This is a genomic window from Shewanella youngdeokensis, from assembly GCF_033180165.1.
Lineage (GTDB): Bacteria > Pseudomonadota > Gammaproteobacteria > Enterobacterales > Shewanellaceae > Shewanella > Shewanella youngdeokensis.
This window is the reverse complement of sequence record NZ_CP136522.1, coordinates 3,664,927-3,689,125: the sequence shown is the minus strand read 5'-3', so window position 1 is coordinate 3,689,125 and position 24,199 is coordinate 3,664,927. Positions and strand designations below refer to the sequence as shown.

The 24,199-nt window shown below is 45.7% G+C and carries 17 protein-coding genes; 13 read left to right on the top strand and 4 right to left on the bottom strand.

Annotated features, from left to right (window positions below):
* The first annotated feature begins 76 nt into the window (after nt 1-76).
* The 8 genes from rng (at nt 77) to RGE70_RS15890 (ending at nt 13,123) form a co-directional block, all read left to right on the top strand.
* Nucleotides 77-1,585 (top strand): ribonuclease G, encoded by a 1,509-nt coding sequence (gene rng, locus RGE70_RS15925; protein ID WP_310472419.1) that lies wholly within the window; start codon nt 77-79, stop codon nt 1,583-1,585.
* Nucleotides 1,585-5,778 (top strand): YhdP family protein, encoded by a 4,194-nt coding sequence (locus RGE70_RS15920; RefSeq protein ID WP_310472418.1) that lies wholly within the window; start codon nt 1,585-1,587, stop codon nt 5,776-5,778. Before rng ends, RGE70_RS15920 begins: the two co-directional genes overlap by 1 nt.
* Entirely contained in the window at nt 5,702-6,535 is an 834-nt protein-coding gene (locus tag RGE70_RS15915; RefSeq protein ID WP_310472417.1) for a carbon-nitrogen hydrolase family protein, read from the top strand. Before RGE70_RS15920 ends, RGE70_RS15915 begins: the two co-directional genes overlap by 77 nt.
* 297 nt (nt 6,536-6,832) lie before the next feature.
* Nucleotides 6,833-8,281, top strand: a complete 1,449-nt coding sequence (gene tldD / locus RGE70_RS15910) for a metalloprotease TldD (RefSeq protein WP_310472416.1) — start codon at nt 6,833-6,835, stop codon at nt 8,279-8,281.
* Nucleotides 8,282-8,403: 122 nt separating this feature from the next.
* On the top strand, nt 8,404-9,795 hold the full coding sequence (locus tag RGE70_RS15905; RefSeq protein WP_310472415.1) for a TolC family protein: 1,392 nt from the start codon (nt 8,404-8,406) through the stop codon (nt 9,793-9,795).
* Nucleotides 9,785-10,756, top strand: coding sequence for an HlyD family secretion protein (locus RGE70_RS15900; RefSeq protein ID WP_310472414.1), 972 nt, complete (start codon nt 9,785-9,787; stop codon nt 10,754-10,756). The genes RGE70_RS15905 and RGE70_RS15900 overlap by 11 nt, the downstream gene beginning before the upstream one ends.
* 35 nt (nt 10,757-10,791) lie before the next feature.
* Nucleotides 10,792-11,943: an ABC transporter permease gene (locus RGE70_RS15895; RefSeq protein ID WP_310472413.1), complete on the top strand. Its 1,152-nt coding sequence runs from the start codon at nt 10,792-10,794 to the stop codon at nt 11,941-11,943.
* Between the two features lies 1 nt (nt 11,944).
* Nucleotides 11,945-13,123, top strand: coding sequence for an ABC transporter permease (locus tag RGE70_RS15890; protein WP_310472412.1), 1,179 nt, complete (start codon nt 11,945-11,947; stop codon nt 13,121-13,123).
* A 158-nt stretch (nt 13,124-13,281) separates the two neighbouring features.
* Here RGE70_RS15890 and RGE70_RS15885 read toward each other — a convergent pair whose 3' ends face one another.
* Together RGE70_RS15885 and yjgA are read right to left on the bottom strand one after the other, a co-directional pair.
* Nucleotides 13,282-15,816 carry an Ig-like domain-containing protein gene (locus RGE70_RS15885; RefSeq protein WP_310472411.1) on the bottom strand — a complete coding sequence of 845 codons (2,535 nt, stop codon included), beginning with the start codon at nt 15,814-15,816 and terminating at the stop codon, nt 13,282-13,284.
* A 129-nt stretch (nt 15,817-15,945) separates the two neighbouring features.
* Nucleotides 15,946-16,488 (bottom strand): ribosome biogenesis factor YjgA, encoded by a 543-nt coding sequence (gene yjgA, locus RGE70_RS15880; RefSeq protein ID WP_310472410.1) that lies wholly within the window; start codon nt 16,486-16,488, stop codon nt 15,946-15,948.
* A gap of 180 nt (nt 16,489-16,668) precedes the next feature.
* Here yjgA and pmbA point away from each other — a divergent pair, with 180 nt between their 5' ends.
* From pmbA to RGE70_RS15855, 5 genes are all read left to right on the top strand, one after another.
* Nucleotides 16,669-18,009 (top strand): metalloprotease PmbA, encoded by a 1,341-nt coding sequence (pmbA, locus tag RGE70_RS15875; protein ID WP_310472409.1) that lies wholly within the window; start codon nt 16,669-16,671, stop codon nt 18,007-18,009.
* Between the two features lie 293 nt (nt 18,010-18,302).
* Nucleotides 18,303-18,647: a metalloregulator ArsR/SmtB family transcription factor gene (locus tag RGE70_RS15870; protein WP_310472408.1), complete on the top strand. Its 345-nt coding sequence runs from the start codon at nt 18,303-18,305 to the stop codon at nt 18,645-18,647.
* Between the two features lie 91 nt (nt 18,648-18,738).
* Entirely contained in the window at nt 18,739-19,752 is a 1,014-nt protein-coding gene (locus RGE70_RS15865; RefSeq protein ID WP_310472407.1) for an ArsJ-associated glyceraldehyde-3-phosphate dehydrogenase, read from the top strand.
* A gap of 102 nt (nt 19,753-19,854) precedes the next feature.
* Nucleotides 19,855-21,078, top strand: a complete 1,224-nt coding sequence (arsJ, locus tag RGE70_RS15860) for an organoarsenical effux MFS transporter ArsJ (RefSeq protein ID WP_310472406.1) — start codon at nt 19,855-19,857, stop codon at nt 21,076-21,078.
* 237 nt (nt 21,079-21,315) lie between these two features.
* Nucleotides 21,316-22,686 (top strand): alanine/glycine:cation symporter family protein, encoded by a 1,371-nt coding sequence (locus tag RGE70_RS15855; protein WP_310472405.1) that lies wholly within the window; start codon nt 21,316-21,318, stop codon nt 22,684-22,686.
* A gap of 63 nt (nt 22,687-22,749) precedes the next feature.
* Here the strand turns inward: RGE70_RS15855 and RGE70_RS15850 are convergent, their stop codons facing one another.
* Both RGE70_RS15850 and RGE70_RS15845 read right to left on the bottom strand, forming a co-directional pair.
* The gene (locus tag RGE70_RS15850; RefSeq protein ID WP_310472404.1) at nt 22,750-22,929 is read right to left on the bottom strand and encodes a hypothetical protein; all 180 of its coding nucleotides are present in this window, start codon (nt 22,927-22,929) and stop codon (nt 22,750-22,752) included.
* A gap of 448 nt (nt 22,930-23,377) precedes the next feature.
* Complete coding sequence (locus RGE70_RS15845; RefSeq protein ID WP_310472403.1) at nt 23,378-24,073, bottom strand: TorF family putative porin; 696 nt, start codon at nt 24,071-24,073, stop codon at nt 23,378-23,380.
* Nucleotides 24,074-24,199 lie beyond the last annotated feature (126 nt).

Genomic DNA, 24,199 nt, shown 5'->3' with positions numbered 1-24,199 from the left:
CTCAATGCTCGTTTTCATTTTCAAATATAACCGCAAATCCTTTTTAAGTTAGCTATTTCCCTAAGTGGGGTGAGTTTTGAATACAGGTCGAATCAAGCCAGGCAAAGTAAAACGCAGAATCGGTTCTGAGCTGCTGATCAATGTGACACCAACGGAAGCTCGAGTTGCCTTAGTTGAGCACGGTGTTTTGCAAGAAGTGCACATCGAACGCCGAATGAAGCGTGGCTTAGTCGGTAATATTTATAAAGGTAAAGTCAGCCGAGTATTACCAGGTATGCAAGCCGCCTTCGTTGATATTGGTCTAGAAAAGGCCGCTTTTTTGCACGCATCCGATATAGTGCCGCATACAGAATGTGTTGCCGATGTTGAAAAAGGCAACTTTGTTGTACGTGATATTGCCGAGCTTGTAAGGCAAGGACAAGATATTATCGTGCAGGTTGTTAAGGATCCTTTAGGTACTAAAGGCGCACGCTTAACTACAGATATTACCCTACCTTCTCGTTATTTAGTGTTTATGCCGGGGTCGAGCCATATTGGGGTATCGCAACGCATTGAAAGTGGATCGGTACGTGACCGGCTTAGAAAGCTGACCGAACCTTTTGTCGACGATGATGGTGGCTTTATTATTCGCACCGCCGCTGAAAATGCCGGCGAAGATGAATTAGTGCAAGATGCGGCATTCTTAAGGCGAGTGTGGGCAAAGGTCAGCGAACGACGTAAGCGTCGTGGCGTGGCATTGTTGTACCAAGATTTGGCGTTACCAGTCAGAATTGTGCGCGACTTTGTTGGCACTGCGCTTGATCAAATTCAAGTCGATTCTAGTGAAACATTTGAAGAGCTTTCGCTGTTTGCACAAGAGTTTATGCCTGAAGTAGCAGGTAAGCTTGAGTTCTATAATGGCCCAGTCCCTATTTTTGACTTATACGATGTTGAAAATGAAGTACAACGTGCATTAGGTCGTAAGGTTGAGCTTAAATCAGGTGGCTACTTGATTATTGACCAAACCGAAGCCATGACCACTGTTGATATCAACACTGGGGCATTTGTGGGCCACCGTAACCTTGAAGACACCATTTTTAATACCAACCTTGAAGCCACACAGGCTATTGCTCGCCAGCTTCGGCTGCGTAATTTAGGCGGTATTATCATTATCGACTTTATTGATATGCTCGAAGCAGAGCATAGAAAGCGGGTGTTGTCGGGGTTACAAAGTGCGCTTTCTGGCGACAGAGTTAAAACCAATATTAGTGGTTTTTCAGGTTTGGGCTTGGTTGAAATGACTCGAAAACGCACTCGCGAAAGTCTAGAGCACGTTTTATGTGGCGAATGCCCATCGTGTAAGGGCACGGGGAGTTTAAAAACTGTCGAAACCGTGACGTACGAAATATTCCGTGAAATTCTTCGTCTAGAGAAAGGCTATGATGCCGACGAATTTTTGGTTTATTGCGCCCCTGCTGTCTACCACAGTCTAAAAGGAGAAGAGAGTCACTTGCTGGCAGAGCTTGAAGTGAGTGTGTCTAAACGAGTGCGTTTACAAAATGAACCCATGTATGCCCAAAACAAGTTTGATGTGGTGATAATGTAGTGTCACCTAAGTCTCGTCAATATAGTCTTACCCGATTTTGCCTACAATCGCTTGCTATTGTGCTGGTGCTATTTGCGCTGGCCGTTAGCTTGTTTCGTGGCTTACTGCCTCAGCTTGATCAAGTTCGGTTGGAGCTGATTGATTTTGTCTACGATAACTACCAAGTTGAAGTTGAGGTGGGGCAACTGCAGGCTGAATGGCAGGCATTTGGTCCAGCATTAACGGTAAATAAGTTTGTACTACCGGTGCAAAATAAGCTTCCTGTAGCGTTAATTTTAGAGCAAGTGCAGGTGAAGTTCGATTTCTGGCAAAGTCTACTCACCCTTAGCCCGCAAATTGAAAATGTAATTTTTGATGACGTTAATATTGCCTTTGACCTCGACCGGTTGTCTTCTACCTCTGTGAAGTCAAACCAAGCCGTAGAGACCGATTGGCTATACCAGTTATTGCTGGAGCAATTAGCGCATTTTTCGATAACTGACGCTCGAGTTCAGCTGCTGAGCCAGCACCATGAATACCGGCCAATTTTCATTAAAGATATGAAATGGCATAACGACTCAAAACGTCACCGTGGGCAAGGTAAACTCTTTTTAGATGAAGAAGCCTCAGAAATCGAACACCTTACGCTGAGCGTTGATCTTAAAGGTGATGGCCATAAACCTGAAACCTTAATGGGGCAGCTTTATCTCGCGGCGGGGTCGCTCGATATTGGTGAGTGGGCTTCTCGCCAGCCTAACCCATTTAACCCCAATAAAAAGCTCTTACTTGAAGGGGTAGTTAACCTAGAAGCTTGGATTGGTTTTGCAAACCGAGAATTTATCGACGCCACAGTTGCTTTCCAGCCAAGTTGGTTAGAGTGGCACCTAAATGACGAACCGCAAAAGTTTGAAGTGCAAGCTGGTGCTATGCGCTGGCACCCAAGCCCCAATGGTTGGTTGCTCAGTAGTCACGGGCTGCGCTTTGCAACTAACGGTGAGTTGTGGCCGTCGCCAGAACTGAGCGCACAGCGACAAGGTGACCGCATTGATGCCTATCTGAATCAGTTAGATTTAACCACAGTCATGCCGCTGCTGCCGCTTGTTCCGGGTATTGATTTGGCCACATTAGGAACGTGGCAGTCTTTAGCGCCAACTGGCAGTGTCGACAATAGCCATTTTCAATGGCAGATAAACGAGCAAAAGCCTGTAATGTCGCTCAACCTTAATCAGGTCAGTTGGCAAGCGCATGCTGCTATTCCTGGTTTGTCAGCCATCGACGCCAAGATTAAAGTCACTGATAGCGCCCTTAACTTTGCTTTACCGACTCAGCAGTATGTTATTGACTTTAATGGTGGCTTTGAAGCGCCACTGCAGTTTAAAGGTGAAGCATTTACAGGGCAGTTTGATTTTGCTGCCTCAACGTTATCCTTGCCTCAGCTCAGTTTCAGTAATGCTGATATTTCGCTTGCGGCGGCCACTAAACTTGAGTTTAGTGATGCTACGCATATGGCGTTATTAGCCGACGTCGATATTCACGACGTGGCTCATGCACATCGGTATTTTCCACTAAACGGCATGAGCAATACCTTGGTCGACTATTTGTCTGGTGCACTAAAAGCGGGTCACACTGATGATGCAGTTGTACTGTGGCATGGCACTTTTCAAGATTACCCCTATGTTGAACACGCTGGTGTTTTCCAAGCGGGGTTCACCCTTGAACAAGCAATTTTTGAGTTTCAAGACACCTGGCCGGCAGTCTCAGAGTTAACCTTGTCGGCGTTATTTCAAAACAAATCGATGGATTTGTGGATCGACAAAGGCCAGCTGTTAGATATGCCAGCAGACGGTGCTTATATCGGTATTCCTACTATGGGGCCACAAACGGTATTGTTGGTTAAGGCAGATTTGGCAACCAAAGCCGAAGCGGTTAATGCGGTGATTGAGCATTCACCCTTGGCAGACTCTGTCGGTGCGACACTCGATGTAGTGCAAGTAAGTGGTGATATTACCGGGCAAATTGATCTTAACATACCGCTTTATGCTGGGCCTGAGTCAGTTATTAAAGGGAATGTGAATTTTGACCAAACACCCATGTATATTAGTAAACCGGGCGTTAAACTTGAAAATGTTACAGGGGTAATTGAGTTTGAAAACAGTGTTGTAACGGGTAACGACTTACATGCATTGATGTTTAGTCAGCCGTTGATGCTGAGTTTTGACACCGGCAAGGTCAACAACAATTATGCGGTAAATGTTGATTTTGACGGGCAGTGGCAGCTCGATACCGTGCCCAGTGCGCTAGATAATCCGTTAAGCCAATATGTTGATGGCGGGGTTGATTGGAGTGGTGGTTTAATGCTGATTTTTGACCCCAGTGGCTTTAGGATCCAAGCGCAAGTTGAAAGCGATCTGCTGGGCACCGCATTATCATTGCCGGCGCCTTTTAGCAAAGCAGCTGACCAAAAAGCGTTATTTACTGCCGAGTTAATCGGAGACAATAAGCAGGCATCACTCGGTATTAAACTGAATGACCAGTTGGAATTTTGGGGCGGTTTTGACGCTCTATCTGCGGGTTCATTAACGCACTTTGACCTATTACTTGGGCGCTTATTTAAGCCAGGTGATCAGCTACGCAAGCAGCAAGGGCATTTGAAAATTGACTTAGACCACACTGAATTTTCCCCTTGGTTGCCGATTATTAAAGGCTTTACAGCCGCTATCTCGAGCTCGGATAGCGCCACAAGCGAGGCTAAGTCGCCGGCATTTTTCCCGCCATTAACTTCTATTTCGGCAGACTTTAATGAACTTGATTTGTCGGGACAAAAAATTAATGACCTGCACTTTGAGGCAGGGCCAACCGAGCATGCATGGCGTTTTGAAGCGACTTCGCAACAGTTTGATGGCCGCATCGACTTTTACCCTGATTGGATCACTCAAGGGCTTAAGGTGGTTGCCTCTAAGTTGTACTTATCGCCAGAAGCGCAAGCTGGAACCGGTGTTACTGCAGCGCCTGAAAGCGTGATTTCAAAATTGCCGCCACTGGCTGTTGATGTTGATGACTTTAAGATTTATGACCGTTCAATGGGGCATTTAGTGCTGCAAGCAACTCCAGAAGATGAACGCTACAATATTCAAACGTTATCGATGACCACGCCAGAGGTCAAACTTAGTGGAACCGGTTCTTGGTCAGTCGTAGAAGGTGACAGCTTAACGGCTTTTGATTTATCGATTGATGCGAGCAAGTTTCACCATTTATCAGCCCAGTTAGGGTTTGACCCAGGCCTAAAAAATGCGCCTACAGCGGTTAAAGGGCAGCTTTCTTGGGTTGGCGCGCCGTATGCATTTTCGTTGGACACCCTTAACGGTGAAGTCGTATTTGAGTTAGATAAAGGCCATTTGTCGCAAGTTAGCGACAAAGGCGCTCGCATTTTTTCGTTATTTAGTCTCGACTCGCTACTGCGTAAGTTGTCACTCGATTTTACCGATGTATTTGGGCGAGGCCTGTATTTTGATACGTTCAATGGCACGCTGATGATCGACAATGGTGTGGTTAAAACAACCGATACCGAGATGAAAGCCGTTGTGGGTGATATGCGGGTACGTGGTTATACCGACCTAATGAGTGAAAGCTTAAATTACGATATTAGCTTTGTGCCGCAGTTAGCTTCAAGTGTGCCGACCGTGGTATTTCTCAGTACCGGCGGTTGGACATTGGGCTTGGGGGCTTTCGCTTTAACTAAGGTGCTTGAACCTGTTATCGAGGTGATTTCAGAGCTGCGCTTTAGGGTGACTGGCACCATGTCAGAACCTAAGCTTGAAGAGTTAGAGCGTAGAAGCAAAGAGATTAAAATTCCTGAATCTATTTTGCCAAAAAAAGTAGATCCCGCCGCGCCAGCGGTCAATAGCACCGGCAAACAAAATAAGATTTCGCTGCCAAATGTAAACGTTGATAGTACTGCCGATACCGAAGCAGAAGTTAAAACTAACGTCATCAATAAGCACGATAGCGCCCAAGTTTTAGAGCCTACTGAAGGCGTGATAAATAAGGCCGTTGCACCAGCTAATAGTGCCGATGCTATAAACACTATGGGGAGTGACGCTGTCACACCTGCTTTGAAATTGATCCAAGGAGAGTTAGATGCAAGTCAGCCTATTGCAATGTCAAAGCAGTTGCAGCGTCACCGAGAACCTCGCCTTTATCGAGTCGCAGCTTAAGTTATTACCTCGTCAGGCTAATAAGCCACAGTTGGTCGTATTACCTGAATGCTGCTTACTATTTGGTGGCCCAGAGCGCCAGCAGTTGGAGCATGCCACCACCGCAATACACAGCCAGCTTAAACAGGATTTAGCAGCACTCGCGTTAACATACAACATTGTGTTGGTGGCGGGGAGCATCCCTATTTTGGCTGAAGATGGGCGCATTTATAACCGTTGCTATGTGTTTGATACTGACGCCAGCGTAATCGGCCAATACGACAAGCTCCACCTGTTTGATGTAGAGGTGGCTGATGAAACCGAGCAATACCGAGAAAGCGACGCTTTTTGCCCCGGCTCGCAAGTCACCGTTGTTGACACGCCCTTTGGTAAGTTGGGGTTAGCTATCTGTTACGACCTTCGCTTTGCCGATTTATTTAGGGCGTTACGCGAAGCGGGTGCCGAGATAATTGCGTTACCGGCAGCGTTCACTAAAGTCACTGGCGAGGCACATTGGCAGGTGTTACTGCAAGCGCGAGCGATTGAAACCCAGTGTTTTGTGTTAGCTGCAGCGCAGTGGGGTGTTCATAATTGCGGTACTCGTGAAACCTGGGGCCACTCAATGGTGGTGCACCCTTGGGGCAATATTATGGCGCAACAGCCCCGCGGTGTTGGTTGGGTTAATGCCGACATCAACTTAAATGAGTTGCAGGCGCTTAGGCGAAAAATGCCGATAATAGCGCATAATCGCTTTCAGTCACCCCTGCTTAAGCTTTAATGCTAAGCGAGTTAGGCCAAACTAGGTTAACCTATAAGTTAACGGCGCCTACATCAGCAGTTGGGCAGCGCAATAACTTAGCTTGTTCAGCGTGATAAACTATTAGTACAACATAACGAGTACTGCATTTTTCAGGCTTAAGAGGGTCTCTCAATAGGCTCAAACCTGTATATTGAAGCGGTTTGCCATAACCGTTGCTGAGCATATTTAGACTGCAAACGTACAGAAATCATCAAGCAATGTTGCAGCGGCAACGTTGCTTAACCAGAACTATATTTGATCGAAGAGAGAGTGTGAATGTCATTTTTAACCCAAGTTGGACAAAGCCTGCTGCAAGATGGATTGGCGCTAGATGATTTGCAACGTTACTTAAAACGTATTCATGAGCATAAAATTGATTTTTCAGATCTGTATTTTCAAGGTAGCCGCCACGAGTCTTGGGTGTTAGAGGACGGTATTGTTAAAGATGGTAGTTTCCATATCGAACGCGGCGTAGGCGTTAGAGCTATCACCGGTGAAAAAACCGGGTTTGCTTACGCTGACGAGATTACTCCCGCTGCATTAGAGGCGGCTGCTAATGCGGCACGTGGTATTGCAGTCTCGGGTGGCAACGCACAAGTGAATGCTTGGAAGCAGCAGCAAGATAAAGCGCTGTATTTAAGTGCCGACCCGATAGCGACGATGGATGAAATTAAAAAAATCAATTTGCTTAAAGAAGCTGATGCCTACATTCGCAGTTTAGATGACCGTATTATTCAAGTTGTGGTTAGCTTGTCTGGCGTACATGAAGAGATTTTAGTCGCAGCGAGTGACGGCACGTTAGCCGCCGATATCAGGCCTTTAGTTCGTTTCAATTGCAGTGTCATTCTAGAAGAAGGTGACAAACGTGAGCGTGGCGGTTCAGGTGGCGGTGGTCGTCATAGTTATGATGAACTGTTAGCCGCCGGTGATGATGGCCTGCCGTATTGTTTTGGTTTCGCACGTGAAGCGGTTCGCCAAGCACAAGTTAACTTACAAGCCATTGATGCACCCGCAGGTGAAATGCCAGTGGTGTTAGGCGCTGGCTGGCCGGGTGTTTTGCTACATGAGGCTGTAGGGCATGGACTTGAAGGTGACTTTAACCGTAAAGGCAGTAGTGCATTTAGCGGTAAAGTAGGGCAACTGGTGGCCTCTGAATTGGTCACCGTTGTGGATGATGGCACCATTGAAAACCGCCGTGGCTCACTGAGTATTGATGATGAAGGTACACCAACTCAAAAAACTGTGCTCATTGAAAACGGTGTTTTAAAAGGTTACATGCAAGACAAGTTGAATGCTGGCTTGATGGGTGTGCGCTCTACTGGTAATGGTCGCCGCGAGTCTTATGCGCACCTGCCAATGCCACGTATGACAAACACTTATATGGAGGCGGGTCAGTCGACTCCAGCTGAAATGATTAAGTCTGTTAAAAAGGGGATCTACGCGCCTAATTTTGGTGGTGGGCAAGTTGATATCACTTCAGGAAAATTTGTATTTTCAGCATCAGAAGCTTACTTAATTGAAAATGGTGAGGTCACGCAAGCGATTAAAGGGGCAACCTTAATTGGCAACGGCCCAGAAGCGATGAGTGAAATTTCGATGGTTGGTAACGATCTGGCGCTTGATAAAGGCGTTGGCGTTTGTGGTAAAGATGGTCAAAGCGTTCCTGTTGGTGTGGGTCAACCGACATTGAAATTAGACAAATTAACTGTCGGCGGCACCGCTTAATAACATAGTTTCAAATTAATACTGGGATTGAGCTCTAAGTTATCAAAGTTCAATTCCAGTGAGCAACTAATGCAATGGTACTATTTCGCAAATTATTTAGAGTAATAACTCTAGAGGTATAGATGAAACGTTCGCTTTTTGCTCTAATACTCGCGCTGCCACTGTCGGTTCAAGCCAAACCGATAGCGTTTGATCAAGCCTGGGAGCAGCTTCTTCAAGTAAGTGACAAGTTGCAAGCGGGTGTGCAAGAGGTCAACCGTGCAGACGCTGAACGCGTTGCAGGTGAAGACTTAAACTTGCCTTCAGTTAACCTAACAGGTAGTTATACACGTCTTGAAAAACCGATTGAATTAGATCTTATGGATCTCAATCCGCTTGCATCTGTTGATCCAGCGGCACTTCCGCCGGCTTTAGGTGAAGCGTTAGCGGGGATCCCAAGTTCAATGTTTGTGACCCCTTTTACAGAGCAAGATATTTTTCGCTCTAGCTTACAAGCGATGTGGCCCATTTATACCGGTGGTAAAATAACGGCTGCGCAGGCGATACATGAAGCCCATGTTGCCGAAAAAGAGGAGCAGTTAAAGTTAACCACTCGCGATCTATTTGTCAGCTTGGTTGATCGTTACTACGCCGTGGCCGTTACTGCAACGCTGGCTCAAACTCAAAAACAGTTGGTTGACTCGTTATCACTGCATGTTTCTCATGCGCAAAAACTGGAACAACAAGGCCAAATTGCTAAAGTTGAACGGCTCAATGCACAGGTGGCACTTGAGACGGCAAAAGTAAACTTTGGCAGTGCTAAACGCCAGTCTGAAATGGCCGCCATTGCCTTGTCTAGGATGTTGCATGAGCGCGAAGTGGATGCGACCTCGCCATTATTTATGCTCAATAGAGCGCCATCATTACCGCAGCTTTCGCAGCTCACTATGAATCAGCACCCCGCTTTAAAACTGCTTGCAGCCAAAGAGTTGCAAGCTCAAGGGCTGATTAAAGTTGAAAAGGGCAGTTATTATCCTACCGTGTTCCTTTACGGTAATTACACCTTGTATGAAGACGACAGCTTGCTTTCAAAGGTTGAACCTGACTGGATGTTAGGAGTCGGGGTGAATATTCCACTGTTAAGCCGTGATGGTCGCAGTGGCAAGGTTGAAGCAGCTAAAAGTGCGTTGCTACAAGCGCGTTATACCAAAGCGCAAACGCAGCAAGACTTAAATCTATTACTAGAGCAAAGTTACCGGCAGTTACTACAGGCGCAAGAAGAGGTGGTGTCACTTAACACGTCGTTGAGCCTAGCCCATGAAAATAAACGTTTGCGTGATATTGCATTCAAGCAAGGGTTGTCGACTTCAATTGAGAAAGTCGATGCAGAGCTCAAGCTCACCGCGGTAGAGACCCAACAACTTGGGGCGCAATACCGTTACATACAAGCATATGCAAGGCTGATGGCGATTAGCGGTCAGTTAGATGAATTTATTGGCAGAAGCCTTAAGCAAGGGGAACATAATGCGCACTAACCGTATCTTGGCCGCAATAGCACTTATTGCATTAATCGGGATATTAGCTTACGGATTGGTGTTAGCTTACACGCCTAAACCTCAAATACTGCAGGGGCAAATTGAAGCCCGCGAATATAATATTTCCTCAAAAGTGCCTGGTCGAGTTGAGCAAGTTCTGGTTCGCCGTGGTGACCAAGTTAGTGAAGGTGACCTACTTTATGCGATTTACAGCCCCGAGTTAAAAGCCAAATTGATGCAAGCGGAAGGTGGCCGAGATGCCGCCAAAGCGATGCAGCAAGAGGCTAATAATGGTGCACGTAAGCAACAGGTTATGGCGTCTAAAGAGCAGTGGTTAAAAGCACAGGCGGCAGCAACATTAGCCCATACCACCTTTAAACGTATAGAGGCGTTATTTAATGAAGGTGTAATGGCGCGGCAAAAACGCGATGAAGCTTTTACACAATGGCAAGCAGCTAAATATACCGAGCAAGCTGCATTGGCAATGTATGAAATGGCAGATGAAGGTGCGCGCGTTGAAACTAAAGCCGCAGCAGCCGGTAATGCTCGTATGGCCGAAGGTGCGGTCAACGAGGTTAATGCCATGTTGGCTGACAGCCAAATGCGTTCACCTAAAAAGGGCGAGGTTAGCGAGGTTTTATTGCAAGCGGGCGAGTTAGCGCCAAGCGGTTTTCCTGTGGTGAGCTTAATTGATATGAGTGACGCTTGGGCAGTATTCCAAATACGTGAAGACCAATTAAAGCTAGTTAAACAGGGGCAAACGTTATTGTTGACCATTCCGGCACTTGAGCGCGATGTTGAGTTTACCGTAAGCCATATTTCGGTGTTAGGCGACTTTGCTACTTGGCGTGCAACTGAGAGCGGCCATGATTTTGATATGCGTACTTTCGAGGTTGAATTGCGTCCTAATGAGACCATTGCCGATCTTCGCGTAGGTATGTCGGTTCTTTTTGCTTTATAACTACTTTGTAGTGCGGGGCTGACGTTGTGATTAAAATGCTGAAAAGAGAAATGGCAGCCTTGATCCATGATCCATGGCAGTTGGCGTTGGTGAGCTATATTCCGCTATTAGGTATCGTAGGTTTATGGCTGCTATTTAGTGCCGGCTTGCCTCGGCAGTTGCCGGTGGCGGTGGTTGATTTTGACCAAAGCCAAGTTAGCCGTGCTTTAGCGCGGCAGTTACAGGCCAACCCAGTCACTACCCCTATCAGTTATACTGATCTGCCCAGTGCGGTTGCTGCCATGCAACAAGCGGAAGTTTATGCGCTGGTGGTATTTCACCATGGCCTAAAGCATGATCTGCTCACCGGTAAAACACCGACCATTGATATCCGCTATAACAGTCAATTTCTTCTAGTTGGCAAGCTATTATCTACCCAGATTCAAGTCAGTATGGCTGATGGGCTAAAACCGTTAGCAGCGATTAAACAGCTGGCAGCAGGCGTACCAAAAGCCAAAGTAGCAGTCAATTTAGCGCCGGTAAGTAGCCAAACAACCGCATTATTTAACCGCAATAACAACTATGTGGGCTTTTTAGTGCCGCCAGTGTTAATTGCACTGTTACAGCAAATTGCCATGATGGTTTTTGCCAATAGCCTTAATCGAGAGCTGCGGTGGCAGACAACTGCGCAATGGACGGCTCTTGGTGTGTGGAAAGGTATAGCGGCTAAAGTCTTGTTTTACACACCATTCATATTAATGCACGCTGGCTTTATTTTTGCACTTCTCTATTTGTATTTGGGCTTACCAATGGCAGGCAGTATTGCATTGTTATTAGCCGCACAGCTGATGATGCTACTGGCGATTTGGTTGATGGTGTTAGTGATCTTTTTTGCTCTGCAAGACAGCGCGCGGGTGATTAGTTTTTGCACCGCGATTTTTGCGCCAGCCTTTGCGTTTATGGGCGTGACCTTTCCGACCGCCGAAATGCCTGCAATCGCTCAGTGGTGGCGAACGGTTTTGCCGTCAAGCCATTACATTGAAACTCATATTGACGTTGTCAGTTATGGTCAAGGTTGGTTAGCGGCATTGCCGCAATTTTTAGGGTATTGGGGTTACTTATGCTTGCTGCTGCCAATTAGTTTCTTGGTGGCAAAAGGGTTTGACTCGTCAGTTTCTGCTGCGCCGCAGCTGCAAAAAGGGAGTTAAGATGAGCTTTTTGCAATTAGTATTGGCCGAACTGAAAGTCATTTTTACTGATAAAACCATTTTTATTACTGTTTTTGGTGGCGTACTGTTTTACTCAATTTTGTATCCGCTGCCATATTTACATCAGGTACCGACGGAGCAGCAGTTGGTGGTGGTGGATCACGACCATTCGTCATTAAGCCGCTTGCTTATTCGGCATGCAGATGCCAATGCAAAAATCCAGGTCGTGGCAAAAGTCGGTTCTATTGATGCCGCTAAAGCATGGATAGAAACTGGCCGTGCCCATGGGCTTTTGGTGATCCCTGCTGACTTTCGGCGCGATCTATTGCTTGGCCGTGGCGTAACATTAAGTTATGGCGGCGATGCCAGTTACTTTTTAATTTACTCCGCGGTGGCCGAAGGGTTGGTTTCGGCAGGCCTTGACGCAGGGAAAAACATTCAACGTTTAGGGCTGTTAACACAAGGCTATAGCGCTAAAGCGGCAGAGAAAAGCCTAAATGTCGTTGAGTTAAATAGCATTCCGGCGTTCAACCCTAGTTTAGGTTATACCCCTTACGTGGTGCCAGGGTTATTCCTACTGATTTTGCACCAAACCCTTTTAATTGCCAGCTGTGTGATAGGTGCTAGGCAATGGCAACGCAGCGGTTATTGGCGCAAGGTTAAGCCGCTAATGTTGGTGTGTGGCCGAATGACGGCCTTTATGTGCCTCTATATCTTATTGACCAGTTTTTATGTGGGTTACTATTACTATTGGTATGGCGTTAGCTTATTGGCTAGTTTAACCACTGTGGGCTTGCTGTTGCTGCCTTTTTTGTTGGCAACCAGTGCGGCTGGTGTCGCGTTAAGCACACTGTTTACGCGCCGTGATTTACCCACCCAAGTATTATTATTAATGTCGATGCCGCTGTTATTTGTGTCTGGCTTTGTGTGGCCAACAGCGTTAATCCCTGAACCTGTGGTGGCCATTGCGCAAATATTCCCGGCAGTACCGGGCATTATGGCAATGTTAGAGCTAAACCAAATGGGCGCGTCGTGGCACAGTATTATGCCGCAATGGGTCCAGTTGTGGGTCATGTTAGTGGTTTACTTTATATTGGCGTGCTGGGGAGTTAGTAAGCGGTTAAAGCTACCTGTAAAATCGATTGCTACCAATGAGCAAAAGGCCGCAGCTTATGAATAAAGTGTGTTTGCTGCTGATACAGCATTAATCCCGCTTGCCGAAAATAGTCGTATCGTTCGCTAATAAAAAGCCCACTGCAATCAATATTGCAGTGGGCTTTTTAATACTGTTATTGCAGGCGGGTTAAGCAACTGCCTGAATAACAGATGGGCTAAACATTAACTGCCTTTTAGTAGCACATTAAACCCAATGCTACTTTTTATCGATTTAGGGGTGACCACTTCAATAGATATTATACTGGTTTCATCAGGCTCACCACTGCCAGCCTCGTTGCCATTTATCAAAGTAAAGCTGGTGGTACTGCCGACAAGGCTATTACGGTTACGGACTTCAAATGCATCCGCATCTAATTCCCCTGCCGAGGCCGTTGTCGTTAATGTGCTCTGGGCTGGCATGATTTGACCAGCACTGTCAAAAAACCTAACAGTGAAAGTAGAGGCGTCGCCTGCAGGAATTTCGGTCGTACTAATAGTGGCATTATCGTTGCTATATATGGGGGTTCCATCTTGTTCAATTTCAAAGTAGGCCTCAGAGCCCGACATCGTAATAATCAGTGCTTTACGGATATAAGTTTTGTTGGCTTGTTCAGTGCCGCACAAACTACTACTAGTACATTGAGGACCATTAAATAACTCATCTCCAGTGTTGTAGTTATCAGCTGCAGTATTAAAGTATGGCTCACCTGATGTGTGGTCGCCAGACTCATCATCGTCTCTGAACGCATCACCTAAATCGATGAAGCCTTGAGCATGGTATGTGTCAATATCTAGGCCGTTACCACTACACGCTTTTGCACTTCCATCGTCATCTAGACAGGCAAGCGCTATAGCGCCTCCATCGGCATCATCAAATACATTATTGCCGTTAGTATCAAAAAAGGTTTCATGCCCCAAGGCATAGGCCAGTACTGTTACGCGATGGTCTGTTGGGCGAGGGCTGGTTGAGGTCCATTCAACGCTACATGTACCACCTAAGGTGACACAACTTGGCTCTATTTGGCCGCCTTCGGCAGTAAAGTTAATGGTGGTGTCATCGGGTGCTGGGTTGCCAAAGCTGTCTGATGCATAAGCGGTAATCGTTACTACTTCACCGTTATGGTCGCCCGCCTCAGGGTTAACGGTGTCTGCTGAAACACTAAAGCCCAACTGTTGTGGTAAACCGGTATTAATGGTGAGCTGTTCAGATTGACTCGTTACGCTTTCTTCGTCGGTTCCCGTTGTTGCTGTGGCCACAACCCGTACCGGCGTTGGTATGGTGCCTGATAACACAGTTGTTGTGACTAGGCCTGCTGAGTTACTTATGCTGCTAATGGTTGGGTCGCCATTGGAGAAGGCTATGCCACCAACGGTAGTGTCGAGTGTAAAATCAACCGTTTGCTGCGCAATAGCTTGGCCATTGGCATCTGTGACGCTAAAAGTAATTAAAGATGACTCACTTGCGTCTGTGCCCCCAGCGCCTTTAATGCGAATTGATGCGGGCTCTGCTGAAACAAAGCTTAAGTTAGCTAAGGTTTGCTGTGCAAGGTTAAAGTCGAGATCGGCGGTGAGGGTTTCATTGCCGGCGGTCACGGTGGCAATGATTTGGTCGCTACGTTCACTGTTACCACTACAGCTGGTATTTTGAAAGGTGGCGCTTGCCGTGCCCGATAATGTAGTCACAGGTGAGTCGATACTGGCGTTGTTGCTCTCTACGCAGCTAGAGCTAAAGCTAACACTGGTAGGTGTTTGCAGGCGGGTAATGACTCCGTCGGCGTCCTGGCTTACCAACGTGGCGGTAACCCCAAAACTGCCACCCGCGCTCACGGTATATTGCTCATCTGTTGTGGCAGGAGTGGTACTGAGTTTGCCCTCAATGAAAGTTTCTTCGCCGCTATCGGTATCGGTTGTAAACGATCCCAGCATAATGGTGCCTTCGTCGCTTACGGCGTCTGCGGCTAATACTTCATAAAAGCTTGAATTTTGGTAGGTTACGTCTGCGTAATCGAGGGTTACCGTCATGCTAGCTGCACCCAGTTCGGTGTCGGCTGGTGTGTAACTGACTTGTGCAATACCATCAGCGTTAGTCAGTGCCGAGCTAGGGTTGAGCGCTGCGCTGCCTGCCGTAAACGTGACCATTTGGCCGGCAATCCCTACACTGGAAGCGTCTAAAAATTCGGCTTGTAGTTGTACGGTTTCTTCGGCTTTAAATTGGGTAACAACGTCGCTACCGTTAATGATGGCCGTGTTGAGTGTATAGGTTGGCTCTGTGGGGGTGGTTGTGGCGATAAACTCGTAATTACGAGTTGCAGTTGCACTGTATTCATCTTCAGTAAAGCTGGCCGTTAATGTGCCTGCGTCAACGGTGGCGCTGCTGTTGCTAATGATAATTTCGGCTAAGCCGCTAGCATCCGTCAGCTTATTAGGCGCGGATAACTCGCCAAGTGTGCCGCTAAAGGCAATGAGCTTACCGCTACGATTGCTGTTGTCTTGCTTTAAGTGTGCGACAGCACAAAAAGAGGCGTTAGCGTCAAAACTGAGCGCGTCAGTGGTGGTGCTACACACACCATTCTCGACGGTTTTATAACTAATCGATAGGCTATATGTGCCCCCATTATCAACATCGCTACTTCCATCTGATGAGCCATTACAGCCACTTAATGCGGACAAACTTAAAAGAGTAACGGGTATGACGGCCAGCTTTTTAATGAGGCGCATTCGCAAATTCCTTGTGCAACAATATTGATAATAAAGGGCTGTGTTGATTGGTTTCAACTAATTTTTTTGCAAAAAAAAGCTCTCTGAATAAGCTACTTATTCAGAGAGCTATTGTCTATATTATAGCAATTATTCTGTGATTTCGTTACGTAAATACTTGCTGAACTCTTTTGCTGTTTTTGACAATGAAATGTCAGCATTTTTGCTGAGTTCTTTTTTAGTTTGACGAACAAACTGACGCAGTTTTTGTCTTTCTAGCTGCGGGTGCTGTTCAAGCATAGCTTGGATCGCTGGATCGCCTTCACTGATCAAGTGATCACGAGCTTTATCGGCAACGTTTGTTTTAGCACTTTCGTTGCTGTTTTGATTCAAAACGTTTTTCATTGCCAGCTGCAAAGCTTCAATGTCAACGTAGCGCATCAGTTTACCGATGTATTGTAGGTGACGGCGATAAGCTTCTGTATTGATCTTAATCGTCTTCGCTTTTAATACATTATCGTAAACTATTTCATCAAGATTTAGTCTTTCAACCTGACTTTTACTTAGTAAAGTCAGTTTCTTACCTAGCTCTTGGTAAATGGCGATTTCACGCTTAGCATCGGCTCTGCTTTCATAATCGTCATTTTGGTCATAGGGTTGGTGGAAGTGTTCTGAGTCACCGACAATCTTCATATCTAAAAATCTCTTACAAATACTAAGACAATAATAACATTTATAAAGCCAGTTGACCTGCCATATTTTGGATTAGCTAAATTGTAGGCGGTTAAAAGGCAAACTGAGGCAGTTATTTAATGTGATTGGTTTTTGGGTTTGTTATGCTTATATGATTCCCGATTATTGAAGAGTAGATTTGTGTCCTCACCTAGCATTGATATCGAATTAGATTCCCTACAAAACGCCGTTTCAATGGCATTGGAATACGCAAAGTCCTTAGGCACGTCAGGTGCAGAAGTTGCTATTAGTAAGCAACAGGGATTGTCTGTTTCAACACGTATGAAAGAAGTTGAAACGGTTGAGTTTAATAAAGACGGCGCATTGGGGATCACGCTCTTTAGAGATGGTTGTAAGGGCAGTTCTTCAACGTCTGATCTTAGCCCTGAAGCAATTAAACAAGCAGTAAAAGCGGCAGACGGCATTGCCCGCTTTACTTCAGCAGATCCATACAATGGTTTAGCTGATGAAGCGCTAATGGCAACATCGTTTCCGGAGCTTGACCTTTACCACCCTGAAGATATCTCTCCTGAAGAGCTAGCTCGGATCTCAATTTTGGCTGAAGAAGCTGCACTCAATACTGATCCTCGAGTACAAACATCTGATGGCGCGAGTGCGAATGCCCATACGAGCATTAAAGTTTATGGTAACAGCCACGGTTTTTTACATGGCTCGTGCAGCTCGCGTTACAGTTTGAGTTGTGTTGCCATTGGCGAGATAGATGGTGGTATGCAGCGCGATTATGATTATACCGTTGCTCGAAAGTACAGCGAGCTGCTAGCACCGGACTTGATTGGTACTAAAGCTGCTGAGAAAACGGCTGGGCGTTTAGGTGCGCGCAAAATTGCCACCACAGAACTACCTATTCTTTTCTCGCCTGAAATTGCTACCGGCCTAATGGGTCATTTAGTTGGCGCGATTAGTGGTGGCAGCATATACCGTAAATCGAGCTTTTTGCTCGATGCGGTTGGTAAGCAAGTATTTCCAGACTGGTTTAATATTGATGAGCAACCGCACTTGGTGGGCGCATTAGCTAGCTCAGCTTACGACAGTGAAGGTGTGGCGACTCAAGAACGTAAGATTATTGATAATGGTCATTTAGCCACTTATTTGTTGACCAGTTATTCGGCTAAAAAGCTAGGCTTAACCAATACCGGCCATGCTGGTGGGATCTATAACTGGACCTTGTCATCAACAGGGCAGACTTTTGACCAACTTGTGAAAGAGATGGGCACCGGACTTATTATTACTGAAGTCATGGGTCAAGGAGTGAACGGCGTAACGGGAGATTACTCTCGTGGTGCGGCGGGATTCTATGTTGAAAATGGCGTGATTTTATACCCTGTTGAAGAGATCACTATTGCGGGTAATTTAAAAGATATGTACCGTAACATCGTTGCCGTCGCGAGTGATAGAGATTTACGCTCATCGATTAGAACCGGCGGAATTTTGATGGATAAAATGAAGATAGCTGGCAGCTAGCCGGTTTTTCATCTTCAAAATTAGGCTTCTTCGGAAGCCTTTTTTGTGGCTGCAATTTGTGTGCACACGACTCGACTCATCGAATTTCAACTCTGTTAGCTTAGTGTGAGCTTGAGTTGGTTGTTTGTTTACTCATGACAAGATTTTGTAAGCAGTTGATTTTGTGTGGCCAAACATTATTGTACAAATACCGCTTGAATATCTGATAAAACATATATATTATTTTTCGTATATTAAGGGCCTGAGCTAGTTTTCAGTTTGAAGGTTCCTCCACCGTTTGCAAAGAGCACATTATGACACCATTAGTCTTTTTTAAAGCACTTGCTGATGACACTCGGTTGCGCAGTATTTTGCTGATCCAGTCGCAATCAGAACTGTGTGTGTGTGAGTTGATGACAGCGTTAGACGAGATCCAACCTAAGATCTCTCGTCATCTCGCGCAGTTAAGAAAGTTAGGCGTATTGGTTGATCGCCGTCAGGGGCAGTGGGTTTTTTATTGTATTAACCCTGATTTACCTCAATGGGCTGCTGACATTCTGCAAACGTTAGCGCAGCAAGAGTCACAGCTCATTAGCGCTAACTTAGCTGAGCTGCAGAAGATGGGCGACCGCCCAGCAAGAACCTCTCAGTGCTGTTGAGAGCTCGGTAAGTATTGACCTTATTTATTAAAGTCGCTTTTGAACAAAAAGCGTTATTTAGATTTTATCATTTTGAGATTAGGAAACGACGATGACTATTAAAATCGGCATTAATGGCTTTGGCAGAATGGGACGTTTGGCATTACGAGCAGCTTGGCACAATAAGGACATTGAGTTTGTGCAAATTAACGATCCAGCAGGTGACGCTGTCACGTTGGCGCACTTACTTACATTTGATTCAGTACATGGTCGCTGGAGCGAAGAAGCCACTGCTGATGGCAGTGATATTGTTGTTGGCGAACACCGTATTGCAACCACTCGCAACAGCACCATTGAGGCAACTGATTGGTCACAGTGTGATGTCGTGATTGAAGCGTCAGGAGTAATGAAAACCAAGGCATTACTGCAGGCCTACCTTGATCAAGGCGTAAAAAGAGTGGTCGTTACTGCACCAGTTAAAGAAGACGGCGTACTTAATGTGGTCATGGGGGTTAACCAGCATCTTTACAATAAAGATATCCACCCAATAGTGACTGCGGCATCGTGTACCACTAACTGTTTAGCGCCAGTTGTTAAAGTTATTCATGACAAGATTGGTATTAAACATGGCTCAATGACAACCATACATGACATAACCAACACTCAAACAATTCTCGATGCACCGCATAAAGATTTACGTCGCGCTCGTGCTTGTGGATTAAGCATGATACCGACAACTACAGGTAGTGCGACTGCGATTACACATATTTTTCCTGAACTTAAAGGTAAGCTTAACGGCCATGCGGTACGTATTCCATTGGCGAATGCTTCACTTACAGATTGTGTGTTTGAGTTAAATCGTGAGACGACGGAAGCCGAAGTTAACGACTTGCTTAAAGCTGCTGCTGATGGCGAACTTAAAGGTATTCTTGGCTTTGAAGAGCGCCCATTGGTGTCGGTTGATTATAAAACCGACCCTCGTTCAAGCATTATCGATGCCCCATCAACCATGGTGGTCAATGGCACACAGGTGAAACTTTACGTGTGGTACGACAACGAATGGGGCTACGCTAACCGTACTGCAGAGTTGGCGATTATGGTTGGTAAGCAAGACTTAGTCTCTTAGTCTGCAACTGACGTTATTAGCGCCTTACGATTAATCGGTAAATATTAAGTTTAGAGTTATTGTTAGGCGTTTTTTTTATTCTGATAATTTAATGAGAGTGCAGTGTTAGCTAAATATCGTTCATTGCCTGAAAGTATTCGGCAATATCTATTAGTAACTTGGAATTACTGGGCATTTACCGTAACCGATGGTGCGCTACGCATGTTAGTGGTGCTGCACTTTTATGATTTAGGTTACTCGCCTATCGCGATTGCGATGTTATTTGTGTTTTATGAAATATTTGGAGTTGTCACCAACTTGGTTGGTGGCTGGCTTGGTGCGCGTTTAGGGCTTAATCGGACTATGAACATTGGGCTCGGGCTGCAAATTTTGGCGTTGTCGATGCTATTGTTGCCAGCTGCAATGCTTACGGTACCTTGGGTGATGGCAGCGCAGGCGTTGTCAGGGATCGCTAAAGATCTTAATAAAATGAGCGCCAAAAGTGCGATTAAAACACTAGTACCTAAAGATGCTGAAGATAAGCTGTATCGCTGGGTTGCAATGCTTACCGGCTCTAAAAATGCCCTTAAAGGGGCTGGCTTCTTTTTAGGGGGACTATTACTCGCAAGCTTTGGCTTTAGTGGCGCTATTGCTGTGATGGTGGCGGCGTTAACGGTAGTTTGGTTAGCGAGCTTGGTTAATTTGAAAGCCGATTTAGGAAAAGCCAAGTCTAAGCCTAAATTTACCGAGATATTTTCAAACAGTAACAGTGTCAATATTCTCTCTGCTGCTCGGTTATTTTTATTTGCTGCACGCGATGTTTGGTTTGTTATCGCGCTGCCGGTGTTTTTGGCCAGCCAATTGGGTTGGGAGCACAGCAGTGTGGGGGCATTTTTAGCGCTGTGGGTAATAGGCTATGGTGTTGTTCAGTCTGTAGCGCCCGCGATCACTGCCGGACGCGGCAGTCGAACTCCAGATGGTAAAACAGCCATGCTTTGGGCGGGAGTACTAACATTGGTGACTTCGTTACTAGCCTTAGTGATGATAACCGAGTGGCTTGAGCCGCAGCTGGCGTTAATCGGTGGGTTAATGATATTTGGGGCTGCGTTTGCTATCAACTCCTCTTTACACAGCTATTTGATCGTCAGTTATGCCGATGAAGACGGGGTGTCGCTCGATATTGGTTTTTACTATATGGCAAACGCGATGGGACGGCTTGTCGGAACGTTGTTGTCTGGTTGGATTTATCAGGCTGCCGGTTTAGCGGCATGTTTGTTGGTGTCGGCACTATTTTTACTATTCACCTTTATCATTTCATTTAAGTTACCCAAGACTCACCGCGTTTAAATATCGGTTTTCAAGTTTAATGGCGCCACTGGGCGCCATTCTTGTTTCTGTAGTCACGCCTTTCAATATTGCAGCTTTTCAAAAGTTAATGTTCTGTTATATGCTGTTTGCGAAGCTACGCATTGTTTTAAACAAACGCAGCTAGTCCGGTTTGACTATAGCGCGACTTGGTTCAGAGAAACTAAGCGCAGCAAAAAATAAAAATAACGATAAATAATCTGTATCTACGAGGTTTTAATGGAAGCTATTACTGAATTTGTTGGCATGATCAACGGTGTAGTATGGGGCACTCCCATGCTTATCATGATCTTGGGGGTTGGGTTATTTCTAACCTTTGGTTTACGGTTGATGCCAATTTTAAAACTTGGCACTGGCTTTAGGTTGTTATGGTCTGGTCGTATACCGGATAAAGATAAAAATATTAAAGGGCAAATCAGCCCGTTTAACGCGCTAATGACATCGCTGTCAGCCACCATTGGTACTGGTAACATCGCTGGTGTTGCTACCGCAATTTTTATAGGCGGGCCTGGTGCACTGTTTTGGATGTGGTGCACCGCATTAGTCGGTATGGCCACTAAATTTGCCGAAGCGGTTCTGGCTGTAAGGTATCGCGAAGTCGATGAGCATGGCAATCACGTCGGTGGGCCAATGTACTACATCAAAAATGGCCTAGGCTCAAAGTGGGCTTGGCTTGGTACCGCTTTTGCTTTATTTGGTGCATTAGCCGGTTTTGGTATTGGTAATACGGTGCAAGCCAACTCGGTTGCCGATGCGCTCAGTAGTAATTTTGGCGTGCCAACTTGGGTTACTGGAGTCGTGCTAATGGTGTTAGTTGGCGCGGTGTTGATGGGCGGAATTAAGCGGATTGCTGATGTAGCCGGTAAACTCGTACCTATTATGACGGTATTTTACATTGCCGCGGGTATTGCGGTGTTGGTGGTTTATGCTGCTGATATTCCGGCGGCTTTCGAGCTGATTATTCACAGTGCATTTAGCCCTGTTGCTGCGCAAGGTGGTTTTGCTGGCGCTGCAGTTTGGGCGGCAATACGCTTTGGTGTGGCGCGAGGCGTGTTCTCTAACGAGGCTGGTCTCGGTAGTGCACCTATTGCGCACGCCGCAGCGCAGACGAATAACCCGGTTGCACAAGGCTTAGTTGCTATGCTCGGAACGTTCATTGACACTTTAATTGTATGTACCATAACTGGCTTGGCGATTATTGTTTCAGGGGCTTGGACCTCGGGTGAAAACGGCGCTGCACTGACCTCTTTTGCTTTCTCACATGCATTTCCATTGGGTAATTACGTCGTTGCTATTGCATTAACTGTCTTTGCGTTTACAACCATCTTAGGGTGGAGTTTTTACTGCGAAAAATGCGTACAGTTTTTATTTGGCATAAAAGCGATTAAACCTTTTAGAGTGATATGGACAATAGTCGTGCCATTAGGGGCGGTAAGTTCATTAGAGTTTATTTGGCTGTTGGCAGATACATTAAATGCCATGATGGCGATCCCTAACTTAATTGCGCTCGCGTTATTAAGTCCGGTGGTGTTTGCTTTGACAAAAGAATATTTCTTAAAGCAACGCGAAACAGAAGCCGCTGAGAAGTAAATAGCTTATAGGTTTGCTAATATCTTAAGCTCCTGGAATGGTTTCAGGAGCTTTTTTATGCGCTTAAGCCCAGAGGTTATCGTCGCCAATATCTCGGGTCAGTTGGTTTTTTTCTAAATGCGCCTCGAGGCGTTTTTTTACCGCTCTTTTATGCGCTAAATCATCTGCCGCTTTTTTATTTTTTGGCGCTGCTAATGCGTCAATTTCTTTATCGTTGGGCACAAAGTCCAGTATCTGAGCCATCACGAATCCTTCTTAAATTAATATCAATAACTCCAGATGCTAATGTTTGTCGTTAAATATGGATGTTATTGATAATTATGGTTAATATTTGTTGTTTAGTGCTAGGTCTGTTGCCATGAAGCCCCATTCCTGCGTGTGAACAAGGCTGAATTTATCAGGCAATTTAGTAAAAATATGCGATCAAGCTAACAAAGTGGCACTCTTTAAATTCGAAATCTATAAGGCGCTAATATTCAGTTTAAATCGACGTTTAAACTGGGTGAATTTACAGCAAATATTGATAATTTTAAGCATTGGATAAGAGGTGTGTTAAAAGCGGGTAGCATCGCGGCTGCTATGGAAGCGGGCATTGCTTAAAGTTAAAGCGGATTAATTGAATGCAGGTTAAAGACAGCCTTTCTATAGCAATATTGAAAAGGCTGTCAGTCATCATTGTTGCTTAACGAGTTTACAAACCAAAGCTGTAGCTGTAACCGACTAATACTTTAGCATCATCGTCTTCAAGGTCGGTGTCGCTAACCGTAAATGATACAGTACCAAAGTCGGTGTCTTTACTCAGTGACACAGAATAATCTGCATAGTCGTCCGTACCGTACCATGCGGTAACAACGTCACCTGATGAGACTCCGTAGTGTGCAGCTACTGACAGTGAGTCTGAAATTGGGTAGGTGACAGAGGCTTGCAGATAACCCATGTCCTTTTCATCTAAAGTAGCGTCGCCTGTTACGTCATCACCGGCATTAACCACGTGTGAGTAACTTACGTCAAACCACTTCCAGCTAAGTGCTGCGGTGATTTCACCAAAATCAACATCATCAGCGGCATCTGGGTATGCGTAATATAGGTAGTTGATATCGTATCCAAAATCGTCACCTATACTGCCACCGTAGCCGGCGTAAAAGTCAATTTCATAACTGGTTTCATTACCAAAGTCGACATTTGATGCCCAAGTACCAGCATAGAAGCCAGCGTCATGGCTGTAATCAATTCCGCCTTGAACTGCGGCTGCGTCGTTTGTTTGAGTAACACCACGCCATAAGTAATTTGAGGTTGCGCCTATGTTGGCCTCAACGGCAGCATTTGCTGATAGGCTGATTAGCGCGGTGGCAGTCAGTGCGGCAGTATTTATCAGTAGCTTATTCATTGCGTTTCCCTTAAATTTTTTTGTAATAGTCGCAATAACTAAAGCAAACTCTGAGCCAAAAATAATTTTGTTATAAAACAGTTGCTTATTTATTGCTCAATAGATATGCACAGTAGAATTGTTTCA

What these genes read in the sequence shown, in the direction of transcription:
- RGE70_RS15885 (WP_310472411.1), bottom strand. Translation starts at nt 15,816, where the DNA reads ATGCGCCTCATTAAAAAGCTGGCCGTCATACCCGTTACTCTTTTAAGT.
- RGE70_RS15895 (WP_310472413.1), top strand. Translation starts at nt 10,792, where the DNA reads ATGCTGAAAAGAGAAATGGCAGCCTTGATCCATGATCCATGGCAGTTG.
- RGE70_RS15845 (WP_310472403.1), bottom strand. Translation starts at nt 24,073, where the DNA reads ATGAATAAGCTACTGATAAATACTGCCGCACTGACTGCCACCGCGCTA.
- RGE70_RS15855 (WP_310472405.1), top strand. Translation starts at nt 21,316, where the DNA reads ATGGAAGCTATTACTGAATTTGTTGGCATGATCAACGGTGTAGTATGG.
- RGE70_RS15865 (WP_310472407.1), top strand. Translation starts at nt 18,739, where the DNA reads ATGACTATTAAAATCGGCATTAATGGCTTTGGCAGAATGGGACGTTTG.
- RGE70_RS15915 (WP_310472417.1), top strand. Translation starts at nt 5,702, where the DNA reads ATGCAAGTCAGCCTATTGCAATGTCAAAGCAGTTGCAGCGTCACCGAG.
- RGE70_RS15890 (WP_310472412.1), top strand. Translation starts at nt 11,945, where the DNA reads ATGAGCTTTTTGCAATTAGTATTGGCCGAACTGAAAGTCATTTTTACT.
- tldD (WP_310472416.1), top strand. Translation starts at nt 6,833, where the DNA reads ATGTCATTTTTAACCCAAGTTGGACAAAGCCTGCTGCAAGATGGATTG.
- RGE70_RS15850 (WP_310472404.1), bottom strand. Translation starts at nt 22,929, where the DNA reads ATGGCTCAGATACTGGACTTTGTGCCCAACGATAAAGAAATTGACGCA.
- yjgA (WP_310472410.1), bottom strand. Translation starts at nt 16,488, where the DNA reads ATGAAGATTGTCGGTGACTCAGAACACTTCCACCAACCCTATGACCAA.
- RGE70_RS15870 (WP_310472408.1), top strand. Translation starts at nt 18,303, where the DNA reads ATGACACCATTAGTCTTTTTTAAAGCACTTGCTGATGACACTCGGTTG.
- RGE70_RS15905 (WP_310472415.1), top strand. Translation starts at nt 8,404, where the DNA reads ATGAAACGTTCGCTTTTTGCTCTAATACTCGCGCTGCCACTGTCGGTT.
- RGE70_RS15900 (WP_310472414.1), top strand. Translation starts at nt 9,785, where the DNA reads ATGCGCACTAACCGTATCTTGGCCGCAATAGCACTTATTGCATTAATC.